17 protein-coding genes, 1 other RNA gene and 1 pseudogene are annotated in these 20537 nt (G+C 65.6%); 7 read left to right on the forward strand and 12 right to left on the reverse strand.

Annotated features, from left to right (window positions below; genetic code table 11):
- Positions 1-133 precede the first annotated feature (133 nt).
- Entirely contained in the window at positions 134-1366 is a 1233-nt protein-coding gene (locus AC630_RS40085; RefSeq protein WP_074123856.1) for an RNA polymerase sigma factor, read from the reverse strand.
- 22 nt (positions 1367-1388) lie between these two features.
- Complete coding sequence (locus AC630_RS40090) at positions 1389-1742, reverse strand: YciI family protein (RefSeq protein ID WP_074123857.1); 354 nt, start codon at positions 1740-1742, stop codon at positions 1389-1391.
- Between the two features lie 150 nt (positions 1743-1892).
- Between AC630_RS40090 and rnpB the strand changes: the two genes are divergently transcribed.
- Positions 1893-2324, forward strand: an RNA gene (rnpB, locus tag AC630_RS40095) — RNase P RNA component class A.
- Positions 2325-2526: 202 nt separating this feature from the next.
- Here rnpB and AC630_RS40100 read toward each other — a convergent pair.
- Together AC630_RS40100 and AC630_RS40105 are read right to left on the reverse strand one after the other, a co-directional pair.
- The gene (locus AC630_RS40100; protein ID WP_074123878.1) at positions 2527-3240 is read right to left on the reverse strand and encodes an alpha/beta fold hydrolase; all 714 of its coding nucleotides are present in this window, start codon (positions 3238-3240) and stop codon (positions 2527-2529) included.
- Positions 3241-3313: 73 nt separating this feature from the next.
- The gene (locus tag AC630_RS40105) at positions 3314-3778 is read right to left on the reverse strand and encodes a DUF983 domain-containing protein (RefSeq protein ID WP_074123858.1); all 465 of its coding nucleotides are present in this window, start codon (positions 3776-3778) and stop codon (positions 3314-3316) included.
- A 49-nt stretch (positions 3779-3827) separates the two neighbouring features.
- Here AC630_RS40105 and AC630_RS40110 point away from each other — a divergent pair, with 49 nt between their 5' ends.
- A complete protein-coding gene (locus tag AC630_RS40110; RefSeq protein WP_074123859.1) occupies positions 3828-5198 on the forward strand; it encodes an aminotransferase-like domain-containing protein in 1371 nt (456 codons plus the stop codon).
- Between the two features lie 4 nt (positions 5199-5202).
- Here the strand turns inward: AC630_RS40110 and AC630_RS40115 are convergent, their stop codons facing one another.
- Positions 5203-5469 carry a hypothetical protein gene (locus AC630_RS40115; protein WP_074123879.1) on the reverse strand — a complete coding sequence of 89 codons (267 nt, stop codon included), beginning with the start codon at positions 5467-5469 and terminating at the stop codon, positions 5203-5205.
- Positions 5470-5700: 231 nt separating this feature from the next.
- Between AC630_RS40115 and AC630_RS40120 the strand changes: the two genes are divergently transcribed.
- Positions 5701-6444, forward strand: coding sequence for a sulfite exporter TauE/SafE family protein (locus AC630_RS40120; protein WP_074123880.1), 744 nt, complete (start codon positions 5701-5703; stop codon positions 6442-6444).
- A gap of 187 nt (positions 6445-6631) precedes the next feature.
- On the opposite strand, the gene AC630_RS40130 is transcribed toward AC630_RS40120, so the two are convergent.
- The 4 genes and pseudogenes from AC630_RS40130 to AC630_RS40145 all read right to left on the reverse strand — a co-directional run bounded on the left by AC630_RS40130 (position 6632) and on the right by AC630_RS40145 (position 13310).
- Entirely contained in the window at positions 6632-8038 is a 1407-nt protein-coding gene (locus AC630_RS40130; RefSeq protein ID WP_074123861.1) for an MATE family efflux transporter, read from the reverse strand.
- Positions 8039-8098: 60 nt separating this feature from the next.
- Positions 8099-9897 (reverse strand): annotated as a pseudogene (locus AC630_RS40135) (ABC transporter ATP-binding protein).
- Positions 9898-10372: 475 nt separating this feature from the next.
- Positions 10373-11956, reverse strand: coding sequence for a DHA2 family efflux MFS transporter permease subunit (locus tag AC630_RS40140; protein ID WP_074123862.1), 1584 nt, complete (start codon positions 11954-11956; stop codon positions 10373-10375).
- A gap of 31 nt (positions 11957-11987) precedes the next feature.
- A complete protein-coding gene (locus tag AC630_RS40145) occupies positions 11988-13310 on the reverse strand; it encodes an HlyD family secretion protein (RefSeq protein ID WP_074123863.1) in 1323 nt (440 codons plus the stop codon).
- Positions 13311-13507: 197 nt separating this feature from the next.
- Between AC630_RS40145 and AC630_RS40150 the strand changes: the two genes are divergently transcribed.
- Positions 13508-14143 carry a TetR/AcrR family transcriptional regulator gene (locus AC630_RS40150; protein WP_074123864.1) on the forward strand — a complete coding sequence of 212 codons (636 nt, stop codon included), beginning with the start codon at positions 13508-13510 and terminating at the stop codon, positions 14141-14143.
- A gap of 63 nt (positions 14144-14206) precedes the next feature.
- Positions 14207-14548, forward strand: a complete 342-nt coding sequence (locus AC630_RS40155) for a DUF6665 family protein (RefSeq protein WP_074123865.1) — start codon at positions 14207-14209, stop codon at positions 14546-14548.
- A gap of 18 nt (positions 14549-14566) precedes the next feature.
- On the opposite strand, the gene AC630_RS40160 is transcribed toward AC630_RS40155, so the two are convergent.
- Positions 14567-15154: a histidine phosphatase family protein gene (locus AC630_RS40160; protein ID WP_074123866.1), complete on the reverse strand. Its 588-nt coding sequence runs from the start codon at positions 15152-15154 to the stop codon at positions 14567-14569.
- A gap of 151 nt (positions 15155-15305) precedes the next feature.
- A complete protein-coding gene (locus AC630_RS40165; protein WP_074123867.1) occupies positions 15306-16508 on the reverse strand; it encodes an extensin-like domain-containing protein in 1203 nt (400 codons plus the stop codon).
- Between the two features lie 563 nt (positions 16509-17071).
- On the opposite strand from AC630_RS40165, the gene AC630_RS40170 reads away from it, so the two are divergent.
- Together AC630_RS40170 and AC630_RS40175 are read left to right on the forward strand one after the other, a co-directional pair.
- Positions 17072-17863: a DUF2147 domain-containing protein gene (locus tag AC630_RS40170; RefSeq protein ID WP_074123868.1), complete on the forward strand. Its 792-nt coding sequence runs from the start codon at positions 17072-17074 to the stop codon at positions 17861-17863.
- A 290-nt stretch (positions 17864-18153) separates the two neighbouring features.
- Entirely contained in the window at positions 18154-19674 is a 1521-nt protein-coding gene (locus AC630_RS40175; RefSeq protein ID WP_074123881.1) for a FecR domain-containing protein, read from the forward strand.
- Between the two features lie 274 nt (positions 19675-19948).
- Here the strand turns inward: AC630_RS40175 and AC630_RS40180 are convergent, their stop codons facing one another.
- Positions 19949-20536 (reverse strand): NUDIX hydrolase, encoded by a 588-nt coding sequence (locus tag AC630_RS40180; protein ID WP_074123869.1) that lies wholly within the window; start codon positions 20534-20536, stop codon positions 19949-19951.
- Position 20537: the final 1 nt, after the last annotated feature.

Here is a 20537-nt window from a genome sequence, read left to right on the forward strand (position 1 = left end):
GGCATGGCGATGACCTCTTGTCGTGTCCCGGAACGCTTGCAGACGTCCAGAACCGACTAGAATCAACGCCATGCGCTCTGTCCAGAAAATCTAAACCGGACAGCCGTGGGACAAGCCCGGCCATGACGGAAGCTCAATCCATCTCCCGCATCCTTCGCGCATACAGCCGCCGCAACGGCTCGAGCTGCGTTGCCTCCGTCGCCGCGCGATAGGCCTCACGCGCTTCGTCCTTGCGGCCGAGCCGCCGCAACAGATCCGCCCGCACCGCAGGCAACATCTCATAACCGTCCAGCCCGCCGCGCGCGGTGATCGCATCGACCAGATCCAGCGCGCGGGCCGGACCGTCGACCATCGAGACTGCGGCAGCGTGATTGAGCTCGATCACCGGCGACGGGCTGATGCGCAGCAGCACTTCGTAGAGTCCGGCAATCTGCGGCCAGTCGGTCTCTTCGAAACTCGGTGCGCGGGCGTGCAACGCCGCGATCGCCGCCTGCACCGCATAGGCGTGCGGCCGTCCGGGCACGCGCAGCGCATCGTCCACCAGCCGCGAGCCTTCCTCGATCTGCGCGCGATTCCAGAGCCTGCGGTCCTGCTCTTCCAGCAGGACGATGTCACCGGCAGCGGTCTCGCGCCCGCCGCGCCGCGCATCATGCAGCAGCATCAACGCGAACAGGCCCTTGATCCCCGCGCGATCAGGGATCAGCCGGTCGAGCAGACGGCCGAGGCGGATGGCTTCGACCGCGAGGTCCGGCCGCATCAGGTCCGCGCCCGAGGTTGCGACATAGCCTTCGGTGAAGACGAGATAAATCACGGCAAGCACGCCGTCGAGCCGCGGCGCCAACGCGGCGCGCTCGGGCACCTCATAGGGAATGCCTGCGAGCCTGATCTTCTGCTTGGCGCGGACCAGCCGCTGCGCCATCGCCTCCTCACCGATGAGGAAGGCGCGCGCGACTTGCGCGGTCGAGAGGCCGCAGACGGTGCGCAGCGTCAGCGCAACCTGGACTTCCGGCGCGAACGCGGGATGGCAGCAAGTGAAGATCAACCGCAGCATGTCGTCGTCGAGCATCGCCGGCGGCTCGTCAGGCGCTTTCGCATCGAGCTCCAGCTCGTGCAGGAGCGCCCGTTGCTTGCCGCGAAAGACGGCCTGCCGCCGGATGCGGTCGATCGCCTTGTTGCGGCCGACATTGACGAGCCAGGCGCGCGGATTCTCGGGCAGCTCGCACGTCGACCAGCGTTCGAGCGCAACCGCGAAGGCATCCTGCAGCGCGTCCTCGGCGAGATCGAAATCCCCGACGAGGCGGATCAGGGTGGCCAGCGCCCGACCCGCCTCGTCGCGGAAGATCTTGTCAATTTCGCCCGGGGTCATGCGTCGAGGCGCGGCCCGGCCGTCACTTGTCGTAGACCCAGATCGGCCGCACCTCGATCGAGCCGATGCGCGCGCTCGGAATGCGCGCGGCAATCTCGATCGCCGCGTTCAAATCCTTGGCTTCGATCAGATAGTAGCCGCCAAGCTGCTCGCGCGTTTCCGCAAACGGGCCGTCGGTCGTCAACATCTTGCCGTCGCGCACGCGGACCGTCGTAGCGGTCGTGGTCGGCCGCAGCCGATCGCCGGCCTTGAAATTGCCGCTCTGGATGATGCTTTGGGTAAAGGTCTGATATTCGGCCATCAGCTTCTGGGCCGTGGCAGCATCGTTCTTCGCGTATTCGACCTCGTTCTGGTAGATCATCAGCAGATATTGCATCGCTTAACTCCTGTGGTTCGGCTTCATCGCCGACATCCGGTCGAACAGGGCACGCACCAAACGACATGTTCAGGATAAATTATTTCGGGCAGATCGTGCGCGGCGATATCGCCTTGACGAAACCGTCACAAATGCTCCATGCGTAACCCGTCAGTCGGCCGGACGGCCGCTCCGGCAGGTGCCGAAAGGTCGCCGGGGAGGAAAGTCCGGGCTCCCTTGACATGCGGTGCCGGATAACGTCCGGCGGGGGCAACCCCAGGGAAAGTGCCACAGAGAACGAACCGCCCGCCGTCGCCCCTTCGGGGCTTTGGCGAGGTAAGGGTGAAAAGGTGCGGTAAGAGCGCACCGCGGCTCCGGCAACGGAGCCGGCATGGTAAACCCCACCGGGAGCAAAACCGAATAGGGACGGCTTAAGCGGGCTGTTCGCGAAAGCGATAACGCCGCGGGGCGATGTCAGGCCCGCCGTCCGGGTAGGTTGCTCGAGGCCATGTGCAAACATGGTCCCAGAGGAATGGCCGTCACGTATCGTGCGCGCAAGCGGACGGTGCCCTACAGAACCCGGCTTACAGGCCGGCTGATATCTTGCAACGAGGGGTTCGATGCCAACGCATCGGACCCCTCACCATTTGACGAGCGCGCAACCATACAAATGGTGTCATTCCGGGGCTCGCGAAGCGAGAGCCCGGAATCCATCGGGCCGCAGAGTTGGTGGAAGAATGGATTCTCAGATGCGCAATTGCGCATCGTAGTTCGTGCTGCGCACGCCCCGGAATGACGGCGAGAGTTACGCCACAATCTTCTCCAACACGCCCATCAGCGCCTCCGGCGCTGTCACGTTCGGCGAGTGGCTGGCGTCGAGCTCGAAATAGCGCCAGCCGTCTTCGCTCTTCGTGCGCTTGGCGAACTGTCCGAACACGTCACCCGGTGGAATGCGCGTGCAATAGATATAGCTGCGCGGCATTGCCGGCTCGCCATGCTCGAGCCTCAAGCTCGTCTCGAAACATTTGATCGGCATGTTGACCCGGCGCGCGTTGAGCCAGTCGAGATCGGCCTGCGGTGTGTCGGACGGCAGCGGCTGCCGCGGGATACGATAGCCGTCGCCCGCGGCAGCCGCCTTGCGCATCGGCTCGCGCCCGCCCTCGTTGAGATCGAACAGCGACTGGCCGTCGCGCGGCACGAAGGCATCGAGATAGATGAGCTGCATCACGCGCTCGCGGGCACGATCGGCGACGCCGGTCGCGACCATGCCGCCATAGCTGTGGCCGAGCAGCACGATATCCCCGAGGTCCTCATACTTGATGACGTTGAGGATGTCCTGAATATGCGCGTCCAGATCGATCGCGGGACTTGCCAGATGCGCGCGCTCGCCGAGCCCGGTGTAGGTCGGAGCGACCAGGCGGTGTCCGGCCTGCGCCATCAGCGGATGCATCTTCTTCCAGGCCCATGCGCCGGTCCAAGCGCCATGACAGAGCAGGAAGGTCTTCGGGCGTGGGGCCATCGGCGTTTCCATCGTTCTTGCTTGATCCGATGGAGTGTAGCGGCCGACCGCGCGATGTAAAGGCTGCGGCCGCTCAGGCGGCGCGCGTGTCCGCTTTCACCAGCACTGGCGCAAGCTCACCGACTTCGCGGCGGCGCTTGCTCGCCTCGAAGCCGTGCATGCCGACCTGCCATTGCAGTCCGACGATGGCGCCCTTGGTCGGTTGCAGCAGCGCGAGCGATGCGAACAGCGTCACCGGCAGCCACACCGCCAGTTGCAGCCAGATGGCCGGCGCATAGGCGGTCTCGACCGCGAGGATCGCGGGCACCACGAGATGGCCGACCACGACGATCACGAGATAGGCGGGAAAGTCGTCGGCACGCTGGTGAAACAGCTCCTCGCCGCAATGATCGCAGGTGTCGGCCACTTTGAGGAAACGGCCGAACAGATGTCCTTCGCCGCAGTTCGGGCACTTGCCGCGAAAACCGCGCCACATCGCCTTCGCCAGAGAGATCGAACCGGTCGCCATGACCACACCTCTTCCTTTTCGATGATCCATACAATAATATCTTGTTTCCATACATTCAAAGGATACGGGCCTAAATTGCATGGACTGGACCCCTACAATCGCGGAGCTGAGCGGGCCGCGCTACCAGCGCATCGTCGAGGCCATGGAAGCCGACATCGCCGCGGGCCGGCTGGTGCGCGGCCAGCAGCTACCGACGCAGCGCGCCCTGGCCAAGGCGCTTGGCATCGACCTCACCACGGTGACGCGTGCCTACACCGAGGCGCGGCGCCGCGGCATCATGGAGGCCCGGGTCGGACAAGGCTCGTTCGTGTCGGAGACCAGCGCGCGCCGCGCGGTCGACCTGCCGCATCCTGTCACCATCGACCTCTCGATGAACGTGCCGCCGCATCCGCTCGAAGCGCAGCTTGACGAGCGCATTATCGCCGGAATGGAAGCCATTCGCGCGCAATCGGGCCTGACCGCGTTCCTGAACTACCAGCCGCCCGGCGGCAGTGCACATGAACGCGAGGTCGCGGCGCGCTGGATGCGCGCACGCGTTCCGCACGCGCACGCCGACAAGCTCGTGATCTTTCCCGGCGCGCAAACGATCCTGTTCAACCTGCTCGCCCATCTCGCGCGGCCCGGCGACGTCGTGCTCACCGAGGCCCTCACCTTCCCCGGCATCAAGGCCGCGGCAGCGCAACTCGGCGTCAAGCTCGTCGGCGTCGCCATGGATGACGGCGGCATCCTGCCCGATGCGCTGGCGAAGGCTTGCCGCGCACACAGACCGAAGGCCGTCTATCTCATTCCGACGCTGCACAACCCGACCACCGCGACGCTGTCCGCCGAGCGGCGCAGCGCGATCGCAATGACCATCCGCGATGCCGATACGATGCTGATCGAGGACGATGCATACGGGCTGCTCGACCGCTCGGCATCCCCGATCGCCAACTTCATTCCGGAGCGCACATACCTTGCGACCACGCTGTCAAAATGCATCGCACCCGCGCTGCGCGTCGCCTATCTGCTGGCGCCCGACAGCGGCGCGCAGATTCAGATGCGTAGCCATTTGCAGGCCACGGTGCAGATGCCGGCGCCGCTGATGGTCGCGCTGGTGACGCATTGGATCGAGAACGGCATCGCCGACCGCATCATCACTGCCATCCGCAACGAGGCTGTCGGTCGCCAGCAGCTCGCGCAGCGAGCGCTGAAGGGCTTTCAATTCCTGGCCAAGCCTGCGGCCCATCATCTCTGGCTGCGGCTGCCGGAGGGCCGCCCCGACATCGCGGCGCATCTCTTGCGGAACGGACTCGCGGTCGTCGCCGGCGATGCCTTCACAGTCGGCGGGACTCCGCCGCATGCGGCGCGGGTCTCGCTCGGGGCGGCACGGAACAGATCGGAACTGACGGAGGCGCTGCGCATCCTGGTCGGCGCGCTGCACAAGCCCGCCGAGACGAGGCAGATCGTGTAGGCGGCTATTGATGGTGACGGCGATGGCGGGAGCGCACGACCGGCGCAACGGGCGACGGATAGGCCTGCAATGCATAGGCATTGCTCGGGCTACCCTGCTGCCCAAGAGCCGCGCGCGCCGCAGGCGTGAGCTGGCCGCCATTCAGCACGTCGCGATCGGGATGGGCGGCCTGATAGGCCGCAGGCTCGGAAAACTGCGCCTGCGCCAAAGTCGGCATCAAGGCCGCCGCCGACAGCAGCGCGGCCGCGACGGCCATGTTCGTGCGGGTCATGATCATGCTCCATCATCTCATCGGGGACAGACCAATCGAAGCGCGGCGTGGCTTGCGGCGGGGCCCCAAAAATGCTGTTCGACCATCATGTAGGCGCGTCTTCCGCAAACGCCCGTCCTCGGGCATCACGCTTGCGTGCGGTTTTGAAATTGCCCTTCCCGGCTGCATCTGTGCTATGCGCCAAACGGCGATCGACCTTCCGGCATCGCCGGCAACGACAGGAATTCATTGGTGGAAACGATCACTTACGCGCTGCTGCTGTTCGGCGCGCTAGCCGGAGGCTTCGTTTCGGGGCTGGCCGGGTTCGGCACGGCGCTGATGGCGCTCGGCATCTGGCTCTACGTCCTGCCGCCCTCGCTCGCGGTGCCACTGGTGCTGATCTGCTCGGTGATTGCGCAAACCTCGACGCTGCCGTCGATGTGGAAGAGCTTTGACCTCTCGCTGGTCTGGCCATTCCTGATCGGGGGACTGATCGGCGTGCCGTTGGGGACCACGATGGTCGCCTCCGCCGATCCGAAAGTGTTCAAGCTGAGCGTCGGCGTGCTGCTCCTGATCTTCTCAAGCGCGCTGTACCTGAACAAGAAGCCGCTCGCCTTCAAGTTCGGCGGCCGGATCGCCGACGGCGCGATCGGCTTTGCCGGCGGCATTCTGGGTGGGCTTGCGGGACTATCGGGTCCGCTGCCGATCCTGTGGGCCAACATCCGTGGCTGGAACAAGCACGAGCGGCGCGGCATCTTCCAGCTCTTCAATTTCACGGTGCTCGCCGCCGCGCTGGCGCTCCAGACGGCCTCCGGCCTCGTCGCGTTCAAGGTAGTCTGGCTCGCGCTGATCGCATTTCCGGGCACGTTGATCGGCGCATGGGCCGGCGCGCGCGTCTATCATGCGCTGAGCGACAGGCATTTTAGCGATGTCGTGCTCGGCTTGCTGTTCCTGTCGGGCCTCGGCCTCGTCTGGAACAGCATAGGTGCGCATTAGAGCGTTTTCGAGCGAAGTGGATACCGGTTCGCGCAAAGAAAACGCGTCAAAACAAGAAAGTAGAGCCCCGTTCCAGCTCCATCGGAACGGATATGGCTCTAGCGCTGGATCTTCCTCGCGAGCGCTCCTTCGGCCATCCCCACGGCTCCGCAATCAACCGGAGCTGCGGGGAAGGAACGAGCTGTTGCTACGCGGGCTCGCGAGCGCGCGGCGCAACCGGCTCCGGGGCCGCCGGCTCCGCAGCCTTCTCCAGCGGCGGCAACGCTAGGCGCTTCCTGAATTCGCGATGTAACAACCACAAGCTCAGTACGGCCTGCAGCGTCGTCGCCGCGTTCGACAGGTACCAGACGTGCTCCATCCGGAAGCCAGGCAGCGTCGAGAGCCAGATCGCCGGCAGCGAATACGTCAGGACTCGCGTCACCGAACTCCACAACACCGGCTTGGTGTTGCCGAGCCCCTGGAACATGCTGGAGCAGGTGAAGATCAGCCCCTGTGCGACCATGTTGAACGAGATGATCCGCAGGAACAGAAACGCGACCGTCATGGTCTCCCGGTCGTTCGAGAAGCCGGCGAGCAACAGACCCGGCGTGAACTGCGCAAGGAGCATGAAGACGATCATCACGGCGGTGGCGATCAGCGCCGCCTTAACGAAGGTTTCCCGCACGCGCGCGCCATTGCCGGCGCCGAAGTTCTGGCCGGCGATCGGTCCTGCTGCGAGGGCCACCGCGAGCGCCGGCATCTGGATCAGGCCGAGGACGCGCGTGCCGATGCCAAATCCGGCCTGGGCTGCCGGGCCGAAATCACGCAGCACGTAATAGACCACGGCCATGAAGATGAAGATCATCGCGAACTCGCCGCCCGCGGGCAGGCCGACGTTGAGAATCCTCTTCCATTGCGCGAGCTGCGGACGCCATTGCGCAGGATGGAATGCGACATAGCGCTCCAGCTTGAGGAAATAGCCGAGCAGCATCAGCACGCCGATGAAGACGGCAATCGAGCTTGCGAGCCCCGCGCCGGCGACACCGAGTGCATGACCGGTGCCCCAGCCCAGGATCAGGACCGGCGCCAGCGCGATGTTGATGACCACGGCGAGCGCCTGCACCAGCATGGTCGGCCGCACGATGCCGGTGGCCCGCAACGCAGACGCCATCACTTGCGTGGCGAATTGCAGTGCCAGCGCCGGCATGAACCAGAGAAGATAAATCGTGCCAGCCTCGATCGTGGCCTCGTCGGCGGCGATCGCGCGCATATAGGCGCGCGACAGCGCGAAGCCCGCCGCCAGCGTCAGCAAGCCGAACAACACCGACAGGACGACCGACTGGTTGAAGACGAGATTGGCCTCGTCGCGATCCCTGCGCCCCACGGCGTGCGCGATCAGCGCAACCGTGCCGACACCGAGCACCTGCATCAGGGCATTGACGAGAAAACCTGCGTTGCCGGCCGCAGCGACGCCGGCAACGGCTGCATCGCCGAGGCTCGAGACGAAGTACAGGTCGACCAATTGGCAGATCATGATCGTGATCATGCCGACCACGATCGGAGGCGCCATGCTGAGGATGTGGCTCACGATGGAGCCGCGCGTCAGGTCCTTCATCTCATTCCATTTCCGGCGACGTGGCCTCGGGACTTCGTCCGTCAGCCACGCACCATTCCCTCACTCCGCTGCTGCGATGTGCCCGAGCTCCACCACCTGGCGCTCGAACAATCCGCGATAGATGCCGCCGGGCTTGCCTGCGAGCACGGCGTGGGTGCCCTGCTCGACGATCTCGCCGCGGTCGAACACCATGATGCGATCGAGGCTGCGCACCGTCGACAGCCGGTGCGCGATCACGATCGAGGTGCGGCCCTTCATCAGCCGCTCCATGGCCTGCTGGATCAGCGCCTCCGATTCCGAATCGAGGCTCGAGGTCGCCTCGTCCAGGATCAGCACCGGCGCATCGGCCAGGAAGGCGCGTGCCAGCGCCACGCGCTGCCGCTCGCCGCCCGACAGCTTCACGCCGCGCTCGCCCACGAGCGTGCCGTAGCCCTTGGGCAGGCGCAGGATGAAGTCGTGCGCATTGGCGAGCCGCGCCGCCCGCTCGATCGCCTCCAGCTGGCGCCGGGCCGGCCATAGGCGATATTCTCGGCGAGCGAGCGGTGGAACAGGATCGGGTCCTGCTGCACAATCGCGATCTGGCTGCGCAGCGATTGCTGCGTCGCCATCGCGATATCCTGGCCGTCGATCAGCACGCGACCGCCCGAGACGTCGTGGAGCCGCTGCACCAGCTTGACGAAGGTGGTCTTGCCGGAGCCGGAGCGCCCGACGAGGCCGACCCGTTCGCCGGCACGGATTCTCACCGACAGCCCGTCATAGAGCGGCGCGCGATGGCCGCCGTAATGGAACGTGACGTCGTCGAACACGATCTCGCCGCCCTCGATCGCGATCGGCCGCGCGTCAGCCGCGTCGGCAATCCCGATCGGCTCGTCATGGATCGCCACCAGCTCCTCCATGTCGTTGACCGAACGCTGGAGGTTGTTGATGTGCATGCCGACGTCGCGCAAATAGGCGTGGATGACGTAGTAGCTCGTCAGCACGTAGGTGACGTCGCCGGGCGAGGCATGCCCGGACATCCAGAGCAGCACCGAGCCGCCGATCACGGAGGCGCGCAAGGCTAGCAGCAGCGAGAGCTGCGACATGGCGGTGTAGTTGTAGCGAAACCAGGTCCGCCGCACCCGTGCGCGCCAGCGGTTGATGACGCGGGCGAGCCGCGCGTCCTCGCGTGCCTCGGCGCCGAAGGACTTCACCACGGCGTTGCAGGTCAGCGCGTCGGCCAGCGTGCCGCCGACCTTGGTGTCCCAGGCATTGGAGACGCGCGCCGCCGGCGCGATGTAGCGCGTCGAGAACAGCACCGTCATCGTGACATAGGCGAGCGCGCCAAGCGCGATCACCACGCCGAGCGAGGCCCAGTGCACGCCAAGCAGGATCATCGATCCGATCAGCACCACCAGCGAAGGCAGAAGCGCCAGCAGGATGGTGTCGTTCAGGAGGTCGAGCGCCCACATCCCGCGCGTGATCTTGCGCACCGTCGAGCCCGCAAACGAGTTGGCGTGCCAGTCGGTCGAGAACCGCTGCACACGCATGAAGGCATCCTGCGCGACCTCGGACATGATCTTCAGCGTGAACGGCACGATCGCCTGCAGGCCTGCGAGCCGCAGCACCATCGAAGCCGCGCCGAGCGCGACGATGGCGCCAAACGCGACGAGTGCCGCATGACGCGCATCGGGATCGGATGGGCCGCGCGTCAGCGCATCGACCAGATGCCCGGAGAATACCGGCATGAACAGGTCGGCGACGGTCGCGCCTAACAGGCCGCCGGCGACGACGAGGCCGCGGCCCGGCTGCTTCAGCCAGTGCCGGAACACGAAGGGCAGCACCACGCTTATTGCCGCGGGCTTTTTGGACAGAGCAGTCATGACATCATCCGGCTGCATCTGGCGCAGGCCGGCTCCATCGATGGACGCAGGCCGGCCGCGCGGGCCGAGACGGCGTCACCTAAAGTTGGCTTTGACTTGGGAAGCGGAGCGATCGGGCGCTGGAGCCCAATCGAAGCTGGCGGAGGTGGCCTCTAACAGGCCGAGCACATACCGAGCTGGAACATCATCGAGCGCGGGCGTGCGATCTGCGAATGCGTCGAAATCATGCAAATCTCTCCCCGGTTCGATTGAATGAGGTGCGCTTTATAGATGTGTCGCTTTCGATTTGCAACGGGGCCTGTGCGAGATCACGGACGAGTGTTGCAATTTGGTGCGCGGTGCCACCTCGATTTCCGCTGTCATGCCCCGCGAAGGCGGGGCATCCAGTACGCCGCGGCCTCTCCGTATCCCATTGCCCTCTCTGGAATACTGGATCGCCCCGATCAAGTCGGGCGATGACACCGCAGATGTGGAATCAGTGCGCGTCGCCGCCGCCGGTCAGCGAGACCGGCTTGTTCAGCAGCATGACCACCAGGCTGAGGCCGAGATAGAACACCGTCAGCAGGAAGAAGGCATCGCCGAAGCTCATCACCACGGCCTGGCGGTGCACGATCTGCGAAAGCTGCTTCATCGCCATCAGCGTGGAGTCGCCGAGCCCCTGGAACTTCTGCATGAGCATGGTCAGGGTTTCGGTCGCGGTCGCATTGCCCCAGGTCACGCGCTCCTGCAGGCGCGTGATGTGGAGGTCGGTGCGGTCGTTGAGCACGGTGTTGATGACGGCGAGGCCCACGGCGCCGCCGAGATTGCGCATCAGGTTGAACAGGCCGGAGGCGTTCTTCACCCGGTCAGGCGCCAGCGTGCCGAGCGCGATGTTGTTGGTCGGCACCATCGCGAACATCATGCCGATGCCGCGCAGGATCTGAGGCACCAGCAACTCGTAGAAATCGAAGTCGCGCGTGATCCAGGTCATCTGGTAGGAGCCGATCGCGAACACGACGAGGCCGAACGCGATCATGTAGCGCATGTCGATCTTCGCCATGAGACGGCCGACCAGCGGCGCGACCAGGAACATGGTGATGCCGGAGACGAACATGGTCTCGCCGATCATCAGCGCGCTGTAGCCGCGCACTTCCGCGAGATAGCGCGGATAGATGTAAGTCATGCCGTAGAGACCGATGCCGATGCAGAACTGCAAGAGGCAGCCGATCGCGAAATTGCGGTTGGAGAAGGTACGCAGGTTGACGATCGGCTCGGCCGCCGTGAAGACGCGCCAGAAGAAGGCGATCGCCGAGATGGCGCAGATCCAGGCGCAGATCGCGACGGAAGTGTCCTGCAGCCATTCATATTGCGGACCTTCCTCCAGCACATATTCCAGCGTGCCGAGGAAGCCGGCCATGAACAACAGGCCCCACCAGTCGAAGCGGTCGAGCAGTTCGAAATGCGGCTCGTCGAAGTCGACCAGCGCCAGTACACCCAAGGTGATGCCGATGCCGGGCACGATGTTGATGAAGAACAGCCAGTTCCACGACATCAGGTCGGTGATGTAGCCGCCGACCGTCGGCCCGATGGTCGGCGCCAGCGTCGCAACGAGGCCGATGATGGGTCCGACGACGTTGAATTTCGAGCGTGGGAAGACGGTGTAGGCCGATGCGAACACCGTCGGGATCATGCCGGCGCCGAGAAAGCCCTGGAGCGCGCGCCAGAGGATCATCTCCTCGATGGTCGTGGCGAAGCCGCAGAGCAGGCTCGACACGGTGAAGCCGGCCGCCGAGATCGCGAACAACAGCCGCGTGCCGAAGGCGCGCGACAAAAAACCCGACAGCGGGATCGCGATGACTTCGGCGATCAGATAGGCGGTCTGGACCCAGGAGACTTCGCTCGAGCTTGCCGACAGACCGGCCTGGATTTCGCTCAAGGAAGCCGAGACGACCTGGATGTCCAGGATCGACATGAACATCCCGAACACCATGATGATGAAGGCAATCAGCCGCTTCGGCGCGATGCGCTCCGAAGCGGGGGCTGCCATCATGGCAGGTGAAGCGGTCGTGGCATTGGCCATGGTCTGACCTCGCAGCGCTCGAGACGCGCGCTTACTGCGGATGGATCATGGTGGGATCGTCGAGATCGATCTCGCTGTCGGCGTCGGCCGCGCCCTTGTTGGTGTCGACGGTCGCATAGACCGACATGCCGGCGCGCAGCAGGTTTTGCCTTGCGACCGACTTCGGCACGCGGATGCGGACCGGCACGCGCTGCACGATCTTGGTGAAGTTGCCGGTGGCGTTGTCCGGCGGCAGCAGCGTGAACACCGAGCCCGAACCCGCCGCGATGCTGTCGACGACGCCGCTGAACTTGCGCATGCCATAGGCATCGACCTTGATGGTCACCGGCTGGCCGGGGCGGATGCGCTTGAGCTGCGTTTCCTTGAAGTTGGCGTCGATATAGACGTCGTCGAGCGGCACGATGTTGCCGAGGCGCTGGCCGACCGCGACGAAATCGCCGGTGCTGACGAGGCGATTCGAGAACGTGCCGTCGACCGGCGCGCGCACCGCCGTGAAGGCGAGATCCCGCTCGGCCTTGGCGAGGGAGGTCTTGAGCTCGGCGAGTTGCGCCTGCGCTTCGGCCTGCTGCGCCTTGGCGACGTCGACATTGCTGACGGCGACGTCGTAGGCGGCCTGCGCGGCCTTGACGGCGGCGGCGCCCTGGTCGCGACCGGCTTCCGAGGTTTCGAAGGTGGCGCGCGAGGCAAAGCCCTTGCTGCTCAGCGCCTGCTGGCGCTCATAGTCGAGATCGGCGCGCTTGAGACCGGCCTCGGCGGATACGAGCTGCGCCTTGGCCTGCGCGACCTGGCTGTCGAGCGCTGCGACCTGGCGGCCGATGCGATCGATGGTGGCCTGCTGGGTCGCGATCTTGGTCTTGGCGGAATCGACCGCAATCTTGTAGTCACCGTCGTCGATACGCAAGACGATGTCGCCGGCCCGTACCGTCGTGTTGTCGCCGGCGAGGATCGAGGAGATGTGGCCGGCAACGCGCGCGCCCAGCATGGTGTTGTTGGCGCGGACATAGGCGTCGTCGGTGGAAATGTAGAAGCGGCCGACCAGCGTGTAGTAGCCGGCATAGCTCGCGGCCGCGAGCGCCAGCACGAGGCCGACGCCCATCAGGACGAATTTGCGCTTGCCGGATTTCGGCGCGCCGGCGGCGGGCGCCTCCAGCGCAGGTGCGGCCGGCTTGTCGGACACAGGCTTCTCCGGCGCCTCGCTGGTACGGCGCTTGGTTTCCTCGGTCACATGAGAGCGCAACTGCTCGGCGACGGCTGGAGATTTCTCGGCTGCGGCCTCGCCGCCCGCCAGCACCGGCGTCGTCTCCACCGCTTCCTTGCGAAGGACGCGCGCAGCCTGGTCTCTCGATACGGCCATAAAGGCCTCCCCAACAAAAGAAGCGCGACCAAGGACGACCGCCGCGCGGCAGGTTCCCTGTCGCCACCTCAAATACCATTGACCGAACGGTTCGGTCAATATACATAATATTCCCGGCCGGAACCTACTGGCCCGAATCCTTTATTTGCGTTTCATGGTCCGGGACCCGATCCGAAACCTTGCGAGACCCTAAACCAATGGTTGCAGCAGGCCGCGAACATCTGCATGTCGTCTCCGAAGAGGACAGCTCGAAGCGTCGCCAGATCCTGGACGGCGCCCGCAAGGTGTTCATGGATCTCGGTTTCGACGGCGCCAGCATGGGCGAGATTGCGCGCGCGGCCGCGGTTTCCAAGGGCACGCTCTATGTCTACTTCGCCGACAAATGCGCGCTGTTCGAAGCCATCCTCGAGGAGGAGGCGCTTCAGCACGGCCAGGTCGTGTTCAATTTCGATCCCGCGCGCGACGCGGAGACTACGCTGAAGGATTTCGGGCAGGCCTACATTCACCTGCTCTGCCGGCCCGGCGGCGGATCGGCGATCCGCACCGTGATGGCGATCGCCGAGCGCATGCCCGATGTCGGCCGCCGCTATTATTTGCGCGTGCTGGACAAGACCATCAACCGGCTTTCCGACTATCTCAAAGCGCATGTCACCTCCAGCGATCTCAAGATCGACGATTGCGATCTTGCCGCCTCGCAGTTCATGGAACTGTGTAAGGCCTCACTTTTTCTGCCCTTCATCTTTCAGGCCGCGCCGCCGCCGTCGGAAGAACGCATGACCGAGGTGGTCGACAGCGCAACGCGGATGTTTCTGGCGGCGTACCGGGCGAAGTAGCGCAGCGCCGGAACCAGGTCCCGCGCGTTGCGCATACGGATCACGCGGCACTATATTGACGCCATGTCCCGTGATCTTCTCCCGCCTGTCGATGTCCTCCACTATGAGATCGTCCAGGAACAGGCCTCAGCGCTTGGACGGATGGGCCGCACACTCGAACGAGCGCTTGCGCGTTTGCGCGAGTTCGACGCCACCCACGCGCTCGAGGAGACGCCGGCATCGGCACAGCCGGCCAGGAGCAAGCTGGTTATGGAGGCTGGCCATGCGCTCTGGATGTTCGTGGTGCAACGTGAGGCGACTGGCCTTCGCGACAGTCGTCACATCATGCGAACCTACAACGTCCCCGGCGAGGTGCAGCGGTGCATGGGACTGGTCCCCACGCCGTCGAAGCGGACGTCGACATGACTTGCTGAGCCTGCAGAGCTACGCCCCGGACTCTTCCATCTTGCGCCATGCATGCACCACCTGCCTCGCGTCCCTGACGAACGCGAAGACGTGTCCGCCGCCGGCCGGCTGATCGTGGACGCGGTCGATGGGACGGCCGGCATAGTGGCAGAACAGCAGCGTGCCGACGGCGCCGTGGCCGACGAAGAGGACATCGCCGGGACGGCTGCGGGCCAGCACCGCTTCGGCCTCGCGCACGATGCGCGTCTGCGCATCGGCCGCGCGCTCCCAGCCGCGGGTGCTGAGATGAGGTTGCGCGAAGAACTGATCGGCGACCTCTTCGAACTCGGCCGGCTTCAGAAAGCCGGTCGCCGAGCGGTCGTTCTCATGCATGGCCTCGCGGATTTCGATGATAATTCCGAGCCTGCCGGCAATGATCTCGGCGGTCTCGATCGCCTTGCGCTCGCCGCTGGAAATGATCTGCGTGGTGCGGGCGAGCCAGCCGGCCTGCGCCACCGTCTCGGTCCGCGCGCGTCCGATTTGGCTCAGGCCCCATTGCGGCACGGGCACATCGGGATCGATCTGGACCTGCGGGTGAGTCAGATAGCGGACGATATCGGCGGGCATACATGCGCTTGCAATGACGGAAAATGGTTCGTAGCCCGCATGGAGCGAAGCGGAATGCGGGAACCCTGTCCCGGATTGCGCGGAGCCTGTCATCGGGCGGCGCTTCGCGCCGACCCGTTGGCTTCATCCGGCTACGGGTCTTGCGCAAGCCTCAATCGTCCGCGTACTCGTCTTCTTCGTGCTTGCGCGTCATGCCCTTGCGGCCGAGCGATCCGGTCACGGAGAGATCGCGCGCATTCGCGTAAGGACTGCGCGATTGCGCGCGCGCGGCGACCTCTTCGCCGGAGACGGCTGCCGGCTGGCAGATCAGGCGGCGGCTGGCGCGGCGCATCAGATCCACATGGATGTGATCGTAGTGATAGACGTTGGAGCCCGGCGCGAGCACCGTGGTGAAATGCGCGCACGCGCCCGACTGCACGTCGCGCAGAAATCCCCGCTCTTCCGGCATGCCGCGCCATCCGTCCTTCACGCTGACGCGACGGCCGTCGGCGAGCACGAAGCCGGCGATGTCGAGCGCGTTGCCGAAGGCGTGCTCCGAAATGTGGGCATGCGAATTGCCGTTCATGCCGCGGCAGGAATAGGCGGAGATCTGCTTGATCTCGACGACGCGGGCGCCGAACCAGCGCATCGCCGACGGCTGCACGGTGTCGGCGAGCCAGCGGTCGAGCTCGGACACGATCGGACAGGCGAGCGTCGCGGTCGGCTTCACGGCGACTGGCCCAACGGCGATGACGGGATTGCCCTGTGCCGGACCGAGGCGCGGCAAGGGCTGCTGCGCGGGCGCCTGCGAGTACGGCGCCGGCCGCGCCGGATAGCTCGGCGCATTCATGTAGCGCGCGGCGCCCGCGGCATCGGTGCCCTCGGGCGGCAGGTCGATCTCGTCCTCCTGCGCCGCCACGCCGGGCGCATTCAGCGACATCGGGCCAGGCGAGGCGCCGTAACCGGAGGGCTGGCGCACCGCGCTCTCGGGATAGTTCGGCCGTTGCGGATAGGACGATGCCGGATAGTTCTGGCTCTGCGGATAATTCGACCGCGGCTGCGTCACCGGCCAGCGCGGCTGGCTGCCGACGTTCCCCGGCGGGCGCAACTCCTCGTCGGCAAAGCCATAGCTGCTTGAGGCTTCACCGATGGCGGCGACCTTCAGCGGAAACTCGGCGCCGCACATGCCGGGCCCGGAGATCGGGTCGATGCGGACGAGATCCGGCCCCTCCTTCACCGCGCCCGATTTCAGGCATGCGGCTTCCGCCTCGGCCCGCCACGGTTCACGTTCGGCCTGGAAAAAGCCGCGTCCGCAACCCGCAAGCGAAACAAGGACGATGGAGCCGACGAGATACAAACGAACTCCGCGCATCATGCGCGCACGTTCGGTGAATTTGCTTAAAGACTCTTCAACGTGTTGATTTCAGTGTTTTTTAACCATGCCGGCCCGAGACCTACCCGGGATGCGCGACAGCAGGGCTGACTTTTACGGACGGAGACTCTCTGTTAACCATAACGTTTCGCACAATGCGGCGCGAACGGAGGGAGCGACCTCATGACGTTCGCCGAAAAACTGAGCGTTGTCGCCGCGTACCTCGCAATGGCATTCGTCGGCGCCATCGTGCTCGGCATGATCTAGTCCAGCAACCACATCACACCATCGCCCCGCTGCGCGCGATGCGCGCTCGCGCGCATGGCGTTTCAGCCATTCCGTTCGCGAGAAGCACGATCGCTATCCCGATCCAGACAATCCCGCATGATGTGCCGCGATTCACGCCCATGAATCGCGACTGAATGTGCGTTGGCTCACCCGGGCGGCAGTGGGGCCGTTGTGACGTCTATCACAGAAGGCGGGAGGGACCCGGGATAGGGTCGAACCACGCTCGGGACTTCACCGACTTCAGTCCGCCCCCGGACCACGCAATTTGGGAGGTTGTCATGAACAAGCTCTACATCGCCACCACTGCGCTCTTCCTCGCTTCGACCGCCGTCGCTCATGCCGGCAACTCGATCTCGTTCCAGATCGAGGGCCAGCACATCCGCATCGAGACGCCGCGCAACTGCGCTTCGCTGAACTGCGTGACCATCGTCGCGCCGGGCCTGTCGAACAAGCCGATCAAGCTGAACAACATCAACCTCAACGGCCTTGGCGGCTCCAAGGACGATGACGTCGACACCGCGCCGGCTCCGGCGACCACGACCGCACAGCCAGCGCCCGCTCCGGTGCAGCAGGCGCCGGTCCAGGCGACCGCGCCGGCTGCGCCTGCGGTCGCCGCACCTGCAGCTTCCGCCACGACCATTGCAGCCGCTCCATCCGTCGGCCTCGATACGACGACGCAGCCTGAGCCTGTTGCGGCCCCTGCCCCCGCTGCTGCGCCCGCCGCACCGGTCGCAGTCGCTCCCGCGCCCGCTCCGGTTCCGGTTGCCGCCGCGCCTGCTCCGGCCGCAAACACGCCGATCGGCGTGTGGGCGACCGAAGAGAACAAGGGCAACGTCCGCGTCGAGCAGTGCGGCGCCAATCTCTGCGGTTACGCCGAGAAGACCAACGAGCGTATCCTGATCAACATGAAGCCCGAGGGCTCGAAGTGGAGCGGCCGCATCCACGATCCCGACTCCGGCCGCAACTACGACTCGACCATCGCGATGAAGGGCCCGAATGCGATGCGCGTGCAGGGCTGTGCCTTCGGCGGTATGTTCTGCGGCGGCCAGACCTGGAAGCGCGTGAGCTGACGCCGAAGGCGTCATCCCGGGGCGATGCGAAGCATCGAACCCGGGATCTCGCGCCACAAACTCGCACAACAACTTCGAGATTCCCCGATACGCAATTGCGCATCTCAGGTTCGCGACTTCGTCGCGCCCCGGAATGACGAGCAAGAAGGCGACGCCGCGTCCCTCACCGGACGTGGCGTTTGAACGTTCGCCGCTCCCGTGCGACACACGTTCATCCGCCATTCAGCTGCCCCCGGCTGAAATCCGCTGATCTCGCCTCGCATTCTCTCCGGGACCTCCTTGTGAATTTGATGGTAGCCTGGCGCCGCTTCGTCTTCGCGCTTCCGCTGCTGGCCTTATCGCCGGCCGGCGCAAGCGCGGCATCTGCCTCCGATACAATCGAGCTTGCCCAAGCACAGCCACAAGCACAGCCACAAGCGCAGCCGGTGCCCGCCGCCTCCCCGACACCCGCACCGTCCCCGACGCCTTCGGCCTCACCGACCCCGGCGTCAGACGCGCAACCCGCCGCCGTCGAGACGATCGGGAACGTCGCGACCGTGACGGGGATCGCCACCGTGATCCGCGACAGGAATTCGTATCCGCTCAAGGTGCGCGACGACATCTATCTCAACGACGTCGTGCAGACCTCGTCGAACTCCTCGCTCGGCATCACCTTCAACGATGCGACCACGTTCAATCTTTCCGCCAGCGCCAAGATCACCATCGACAATTACGTCTATGAGGACGGCGGCAAGCAGAACTCGGCGATCGTCGACATCGGCAAGGGCACCGTCGCCTTCGTCGCTGCGGCGGTGGCCAGGACCGGCGACATGAAGATCACGACGCCAACGGCGACGCTCGGCATCCGCGGCACTACCGGCGTCGTCGACGTTCCGGGAGGCGCGGCCGCAAACAGTACCAACAACGTCAACATCAAGCTCTATCCGGATGCTGACGGCCGCGTCGGGCACATCGACGTCGACGACCGCACCAGCGGCACACGGCTCGGCGCGCTGACGCAGGGATCAAGCGGCTTTGCGATCCGGCCGGGCGCAACCAGCGCCGGCGGTGTCATGCGCTTTGCCGCGGTGCCGATCACGATCCCGCCGCAACAGATCGCGCGCGACCGCGGCTTCGTCAGCCAGGTGCATTTGGCGCAGACCACAGGCCGGCAGATCGTCACCGAGCAGCGCGACTTCCGCCGCGCCAATCCGACCGCAAGCCCGCGCATCCCGCGGCCGTTCCAGCCGCAGCAGCAGCAATTGCGGCCGAACACGGCGCCGGGTCAGCAGCCGCAGCGGCCGAACGGCCAGCCGGACCAGAACAACCGTCGGGGTCAGCAGCAGCCGGGCGCGCCGAACCGCCAAGGCGCCCAGCCGCCGCAGCGGCAGGGACAAGGCGGCGCGACGCAGCCGGGTACGCCGCGCGCGGGTCAGGGCGAGCAGCCAAGAGGCCAACAGCAACAGGGACAGCAGCAACACGGCCAGCAGCAAGGTGCAGGACGTCCAACAGGCGCGCCGCGTGCCGGACAAGGCCCTCAACAAGGCACCCAGCCGAACGGCGCGCCGCAAACCCAGCCGAAACGCGGTGGACGGATTCCAACACAGCCGGGCGGAACCGTGCCGCCGCAACCGGGCGGGACCAATCCGCAGCAGCCCGGCCCACAGCCGCAACTGCCGCGCACCGGCATGCAGCCGGGTCAGCCGCCCGCCGCTCAACAGCCAGGTGTGCAGCGTCCAGGCGGATTCCAGCAGCGCCTCCCTGGCGTGCAACGCCCTGCGGCCCCGCGAAGGCCAGCGCCAGCTCCGAAGGAAAAGAAAGAGCGGCGGTAGAGCATGGAGCACGCCGCGTTGCCGGTGCGCTCCCTCTCCGTTCTTTCGGGGAAAGGGTTGGAGTGAAGGACTGCTTCCGCGGAAATAGTGCGGAAGAATCGCTCGGCTCCCTTTCCGTCATTGCGAGCGCAGCGAAGCAATCCAGAATCTTCCCGCGGAGGGACTCTGGATTGCTTCGCTGCGCTCGCAATGACGACCTGGAACGAGCTGGCGCTCCGCTAACCGCATCAACGCGCGGATGCTCCCTCCCGCACAAGCGGGGCGCGATCAGAACTCACGCCTCGCCGCGCAGCCAGGCCCGGACCTTCTGCAACAGACCGTGCCGCAATTCATCGACCGAGGCGGCTTCGGCCGGTGTCAGGGTCTGCAAGGCTGCGTCGATGTCGTCGGTTGCCACTGTTGGCACCGGCGCGTGCGAGGGCGACGGCTCCTGAGCAGGCGTAGGCGCCAGCCCTGCGGCGGCGAGCGCGATCGGACCGACCTCGATCAGGAACGCGCGCTCATATTCGCGCGACAGGCGCCCGATCGCGTCGTCCAACGTCAGCCAGTCGACCGCCTTGATGTCGTTCATCGGCTTGCGGACGGGACCGCCCTCGGCCTCCATGCGCCAGAAATGCACGACTTTCGATCGCCCGCCGGACTGATAGACGAGTGTGCCCAGGAATTCGTGCATGGCAACGTCGTGGCCGGTCTCCTCCAGCACCTCGCGGTGAGCCGCTTCCTTCGGCGTCTCACCGGTGTCGAGCTTGCCCTTGGGCAAGACCCACTCGTTGCGCTTGCGCTGGCGCACGACGGCGATCAGCGGCGAGGCGCCACGCCGCAGCACAATACCCCCCGCCGCCATGACCGGCGCCCGTGCCATC

The sequence above is a fragment of the Bradyrhizobium sp. AS23.2 genome (assembly GCF_001908185.1).
GTDB lineage: Bacteria > Pseudomonadota > Alphaproteobacteria > Rhizobiales > Xanthobacteraceae > Bradyrhizobium.